The organism is Anaerosporobacter sp. (assembly GCF_031551385.1).
GTDB lineage: Bacteria > Bacillota > Clostridia > Lachnospirales > Lachnospiraceae > Anaerosporobacter.
In genome coordinates, this window is sequence record NZ_JAVBNS010000248.1 from 1 (window position 1) to 6,478 (window position 6,478).

The 6,478-nt window shown below is 34.7% G+C and carries 7 protein-coding genes; 4 read left to right on the top strand and 3 right to left on the bottom strand.

Annotated features, from left to right (window positions below):
* The first annotated feature begins 38 nt into the window (after positions 1-38).
* From RMR19_RS18590 to RMR19_RS18605, 4 genes are all read left to right on the top strand, one after another.
* Positions 39-188 (top strand): hypothetical protein, encoded by a 150-nt coding sequence (locus tag RMR19_RS18590; RefSeq protein WP_310604997.1) that lies wholly within the window; start codon positions 39-41, stop codon positions 186-188.
* A 37-nt stretch (positions 189-225) separates the two neighbouring features.
* Positions 226-1,311 (top strand): glycosyl hydrolase, encoded by a 1,086-nt coding sequence (locus RMR19_RS18595; RefSeq protein WP_310604998.1) that lies wholly within the window; start codon positions 226-228, stop codon positions 1,309-1,311.
* Positions 1,312-1,601: 290 nt separating this feature from the next.
* Positions 1,602-2,207, top strand: a complete 606-nt coding sequence (locus RMR19_RS18600) for an FMN-dependent NADH-azoreductase (RefSeq protein WP_310604999.1) — start codon at positions 1,602-1,604, stop codon at positions 2,205-2,207.
* A 94-nt stretch (positions 2,208-2,301) separates the two neighbouring features.
* Positions 2,302-3,471, top strand: coding sequence for an alanyl-tRNA editing protein (locus tag RMR19_RS18605; protein WP_310605000.1), 1,170 nt, complete (start codon positions 2,302-2,304; stop codon positions 3,469-3,471).
* Between the two features lie 260 nt (positions 3,472-3,731).
* On the opposite strand, the gene RMR19_RS18610 is transcribed toward RMR19_RS18605, so the two are convergent.
* The 3 genes from RMR19_RS18610 to RMR19_RS18620 form a co-directional block, all read right to left on the bottom strand.
* The gene (locus RMR19_RS18610; protein ID WP_310605001.1) at positions 3,732-4,325 is read right to left on the bottom strand and encodes a hypothetical protein; all 594 of its coding nucleotides are present in this window, start codon (positions 4,323-4,325) and stop codon (positions 3,732-3,734) included.
* 43 nt (positions 4,326-4,368) lie between these two features.
* A complete protein-coding gene (locus RMR19_RS18615; RefSeq protein WP_310605002.1) occupies positions 4,369-4,977 on the bottom strand; it encodes a hypothetical protein in 609 nt (202 codons plus the stop codon).
* 10 nt (positions 4,978-4,987) lie between these two features.
* On the bottom strand, positions 4,988-6,478 hold a 1,491-nt coding region (locus RMR19_RS18620), incomplete at its 5' end, for a S8 family serine peptidase (RefSeq protein WP_310605003.1).

Here is a 6,478-nt window from a genome sequence, read left to right on the forward strand (position 1 = left end):
AGGAAGATGCAAAGAGTCAGTGAAAACTATATGATGATGTGTATGATGCAGTATTTGACCAACTTGTTGTAACAAGTGATTCAAAGAAAGTACTATATGATAGTCAATTTCATGGTTGGGATAAGATTGAGAATAATATAAAGGGTATATGGAATGCCGTACTCAATTGGTTTGTGGAGAATCTATAGAAGTGAAGTAATGTCGTTGATAGAAAAGGAGGTGATAATGGTTTACCGAGTATATAAAATAATGGCTATCGTTGTAGTTAGTTTGCTTGGACTGACAAACTGTAGCAGACAAGCTGAAAAAAAGACGATACAGGATAACACAAAGAGTGACAATGTATCAAGTGATAATTCCAGTACGTTAATTGTGAATTCTAGTGTACCAAAGTTTCAAAACAAGGTAAGTGTGTGGATAACTTACTGGGAGACAGCGGGGATTGAGGAAGAATGGAATGCGTGGAAATCATATAGTAAGCAGATAAATTATTTTGCAGCATATTTTAAAGAAGATGGAAATTTGTTTGTGCCAGATACGATAGAGGAGACGAAGAAATCGATAGAAGAGCTATCAGAAACAGAACAACTTCCAACGTATCTAACGATTGTAAATGATCAGGAAAAAGCAGATGGAACATCAAGTCTAAAAGATACAAAGCTATTATATTCATTATTTAAATCAGAGAAAACAATGAAAAAACATAGTAGTGAGATAATTGAGCTTGCAATAGATGGAGGTTATGATGGAATTGAGATAGATTATGAAGCAATTCGCAATGACTGGACGTTATGGAAGAAATATATGCGTTTCTTAGAGATCCTTGTAAAGCAGGCAGAGGAATGTAATCTATCAATTCGAGTACTTTTAGAACCATCTATCAAAGTTGACAAGATAACATTTACTGAGGGAATCGAATATATTATGATGTGCTATAACTTATATGGGAGTGGAACAAAAGCAGGACCGAAGGCAGATAAAGATTTTTTGATAAGCATGATAAAGAAGATGAAAAAGGTTTCAAAAAAACGAGGTTATGCGATTGCAACAGGTGGATTTGATTTTGCGTCGGATGGCAAAGTGACAGCTTTAACAATTGTGGAAGCAAAAGATTTGCAGTTGGCGAAGGGAAAAAACATATATCGTGATAAGGATAGTAAGAGCATGGTTTTTACGTATACGAAAGGTGGCATTAAGCATGAAGTATGGTATGCGGATGAGGAAACGGTGCAATACTTGGTGGAAGTACTAGAAAAAAAGGGTGAGAAGAATATATCCATCTGGCGATTAGGTGGAACAATTTACAAATAAGTGTAACTATTCAGGACTTCGTCCTTCAAGTTACAATTATGCACACAAATCACAAAAAGCATGTGATTTGGCGCTGTTATCTCCGGGTTTTCTGTGACTTTCACTCACAGAAAACACCTTGCGTTACTACCTTCTGAATAGTTACAAATAAGTTATCTAATAAAGAATATTATCAAGCTAAGAGAGACATTCTATATGTTGTGATAGTACTATAGAATGTTAATATAGTACGACGATGCCAATTTGAGCCAGGTTCAAATTGGCATCGCCGTCCTAAGAAGGAGAACGAGATGAAAAAAGTATTATATATCAAGGCAAATATAAAAAATGAAGGGGAATCAAGAACATTTCGGATTTCTGATTGCTTTGTAGAAGAGTATAAGAAAAGCCATCCAGAGGATGAGGTTACTACACTTGATTTATACAAAGAGAATATTGATTTTCTTAAAGCAGAGGATATCGCTGTATTATTTGGGGAAAAGAATGAAGAGAGTAAGAAAAATCCTCTATTAAAATATGTATATCAATTTGTGGAAGCTGATAAATACATTATAGCAGCACCAATGTGGAATCTGAATGTACCAGCAATTGTTAAGGCATATATTGATTATGTTTCTGTTAAGGGAATTACATTCAAATACACAGAAAACGGACCAGTTGGTCTTTGCGAAGGGAAAAAGGCAGTTCATGTTGTATCTCGTGGTGGTGAATATTCGGAAGGGCCAGCGAAAGAATTTGAGATGGGAGACCGTTATCTTAGAACAATATTTGGATTCTTTGGAATTACAGATTTTACAACAATAGCTGCTAATAGGTTAGATGACCAGTCACAGGATACAGAGGCACTTATTAGCAAAGCATTAGAAAAAGCGGCAGAAGTAGCGAAAGAGTTTTAGGTATTATCTAGTATAATTTCTCTGTTTGCGTTAAAATATCTCTAGGACGACAAGGGTGTCTCATATATATGATTTGCAAATAAAGGAGAACGATATGAATCAAACAGAGAAATTATATGACTTGGATGCATATGCAATAGAATTTGACGCGACAGTACAATCTTGTGAAGAAATTTCATCAGAGACAGGTATTTGCTATCAGATTACGTTAGACCGAACATTATTTTTCCCAGAAGAAGGTGGACAAAGTCCAGACAGCGGGAATATAAATGAGATATCGGTAATCGATGTTCAAATAAAAGAAGATATTATTGTACATACATTAGTAAAACCATTAAAAGTAGGGGAACAAGTACATGGGTGTATTGATTGGAAGCACAGATTCAACAATATGCAACAGCATACAGGAGAGCATATCTTTTCTGGATTAGTGAATAAGAGATTTGGTTATGATAATGTGGGATTTCATTTGAGTGATCAGATTGTTACAATGGATTTTAGTGGAGTGCTAACAGCACAAGAGGCAGCAGACATTGAGTTTGCGGTAAATGAAGTGATTATAAAAAACATACCGGTACAAGTAACATTTCCTTCAAAAGAGGAGTTAGTGAATCTAAACTATCGTAGTAAGATTGAAATTGATGGACAAGTAAGAATCGTTACGATTGATGGAGTAGATGTGTGTGCTTGCTGTGCGCCTCATGTAAGAAGCACTGGTGAGATTGGTATGTTAAAGATAATGAATATGCAAAATTACAAAGGTGGCGTTCGAGTTAGTATACTATGTGGTTTTCGTGCATTAGAGGAATATCGCCAAAAGACAGCGATTCTGTCAGAATTAACATCTTCTCTATCTGCAAATCAAGATTCATTAGTAGAAGCTGTTAATAAACTAAAGAATACCAACCAATCATTAAAGACAGAAGTGGCAGTTGCAAAACAAGAATGTATGGAATTGAAACTAGAGAAGATACCAAAAGAGCAAGAAGATGTATATGTTTTTGAGGGTGAGTTAGATGCACAAGTTATGCGTAATGCGGTGAATCAATTAGTATCAGAACATTCAGGAATCTGTGGAATATTCTCTGGAGATGATGAGGAAGGGTATCGATTTATCATTGGAAGTAGCACAAAGGATGCCCGTGAGGTTGCTACAGTACTTCGTGAAAAGCTGGGTGCGAAAGGTGGTGGAAGCGCAGCTATGGTACAAGGTTCTGTTACTGCGAAAAGAAAAGAGATTTTGGAGATAATATCAAGTATTTAGAAAAAGATTTTTGTGAATTAATGTTAAAGTAAGAAGCGGTAGAAGATTTGAATAGTCAGGTAAAGCGTTTTAACTGTTGATATTCAGATTTGGTTACAGTGAACGTTTGACCTTTTTATTATGTTATAAAGTGATGCAGAATAATAAAAGAGCACAAAGAACTGTGGCGATTCAGTTTTTTGTGCTCTTTTAGGTTAAGAGGAACGGTATAAGATGGATTTTAGTAGTGTGCTATTCGAGGTGGTTAAAATGAGTTGAGATTAGTCATTTATACCAAGAGGTTTACCATCTTCATATCGATAGAAGAATACCTCCTTATAGTTAGTTCCATCAAAATAATCAATACAAGCTACTTTGGGAACTTGCCCCTTTGAGTTTTTTAATTTAATAAAAGTATGCATAGATGCATTGGTAAGATTATCTTTACGGAAGACAAATTCTTTATCCTCTTTTAAGTCATCTTCTAAGATTGTACTATAGCTATATCCTATAAGACCATCTTCATTGTAATACTTGAATGTAACATAATCATTAATATGAACGGGAGCAGTCTTGTTTCCAGAAACAAGAGTTACATTTCCGGTTATTCTCCAACCAAAGTATCCTTTAGAGAGACACATATTTGAGAATTCTAATACAATTTCAGAATCTTCACCACAATAAGGCGCTTGACAAGTAATTTGAAAGGATTCGTTTAATCCATCATAAGGATTCGTAATAGAACCTTTTTCATTGACGGTAGAGGATTCAGAATCTAATATTGATTCATCATTATTTTTCACAGAAACATTTTTACTTTGGCAAGCTGTTAAAAGCATAGTAGAAAACAATAATAAGATAATTAACTTTTTCATATCGCCCTTTCTTTTCAATCCGCTTAATAATTTTTTTGAAAAATTAGTCATTTATACCGAGCGGTTTATCATACTCATATCTACAAAAAAATACTTCCTTGTAGTTACTTCCATCGAAATACTTGATGCAAGCAACTTTAGGAACTTGCTCGTTTTTGCTGACAGATTCGGAACGAGTGTTTATAGAGCCACTAATATTATTATTTTGTTTAAAAATAAATTCAGTATTGTCGTCAGTATCACTGTCTAATATAGTATTATGTGTAGCACCTACAATTCCATTACTATTATAAAATAAAACAGTAATATAATCATTGATGTGGATAGGAGCAACAGTATTGCCAGTAATAAGTGTGACATATCCACTAGATGTCCAACTACTACTATCATGTAAAGTTAAATGCATACTAGAAAATTCCAAGACAATCTCAGACTCTTTTCCGTAATCAGGAACTTGGCAAGTGATCTGAAAGGATTCATCTGACCAACTATAAGGATTGGTAATAGAACCTTTTTCATCAAGTGTATTATCTGTAGAGGAAGACTCTATTGTTAAATTGGATTCATCATTGTGATTGTTACTAAGCGCTTTACTATGACAAGCGGTTAAAGAGATAGTAAAAAATAGTATTAAAATAATTAATTTGTTCATATAATCCTTTCTATTTAATTGTATATTTAGAAACATTAGAGACTAAGTCCACATTATTAAGAGCTGAACTATTAGCTTTAATATCAGTAGAAAATTTTTTCATTTGGTAAAGATAAAAAGTTTTGTCATAAAAAGTTGTATTGAGTGCAAAATCTCCAGTAGTACCAGGAGTGCTGGTGAAATAATGAGCAATAGAATTCTTTGCAACTTGCTTTGCTGCCGCATAGCGAGATGGACATACACTTGTATCGTCGGCATTAATACTACCTTTTTTAAAATCATCATTATGTTTGATGCGAACAAAATCATTTGATGTTAAATCTTTCGTATACGCACTATGCGCAAAAATATCAGTTGCTTGATGTAAAGCCATGCCCCAAATAAATAACTTCCTTTTTTCGCCGTTAGTTATTGATGGAGAAATCTTTGTGTAGTTAATGCCGTTAACTGTTATTGTGGTAAACACATCCATTCCTGAAGGCTTGTAGGAATAAGAGGGAAGTTCACCATATTTATTAGCAATCATAGTTAAGTAGATATAAGATGCTAAATAATTTGTAGCGTTGTGAGTTGTTGTTTCGTAATAGCCATGGAATTGAGGATGATCCCCTATACCAGTTAGCTTACTATCTATGTTGATTTCTTTAGTTCCATCTTGATCCTGCCATATCGCACCTAGTTTGATGATTGCTATATCTGAATCTGTTAACGTCTTATAGATTAGGGTTGCATCACTAGCTATTCCTTTATGAGTGTCTTGGCTCCATGTACCAGTAACATAATCCACATCCTCAAAGATAGGAATAATTGTTTCATTGTTTTCTAATTCGTCAGTTGGAATAATAGTTTCAGTAGTCGCAGTTTCTGTATATAATTCTTTAAATGCGTCATATTGTTCAAGAGCAAAGTTTAAATCTACAAGACCGTTTCCATATTCGTTTTTGTCACCATATAAGTTTGCGGAATAGTTTATTAACTGTCTAATAAAGTCATTCGGACAACTTAAATCTTTTTGCCATAGAACCGATGCAACACCTGTAACGTGAGGGGCTGCCATACTTGTACCATCATGAATAGAAACACCATCGAAAGCACCAGAAGACATAACCTGTTCACCAGGGGCTACGATTTCTAGTGTATCTCCTTGTGCACTTGCATCACTAACTTCTCCAAGACTATTTACGGAGCCGACAGCCATTACTTCATCGTATGCTGCGGGATATTCAACGATACCATTGTTTCCTGCGGCTGCAATAACTAGAATATTAGAATCGTTAGCATCTTTGATAGCTTTATGTAATATTTCTGAATTCGTAGTTGTTCCAAAACTAATGTTTATGATGTTCACACCTTCATCAATTGCCCAGTATATTGCATCGACTACGCGACTAATTGGAGAAGACAGATTCATATCAAGCACTCTAGCAGAGTACAATTGAACATTTGGATTTATACCAGTAATACCTTCGTTATTATCTTTGGCAGCAATGATACCAGCAAC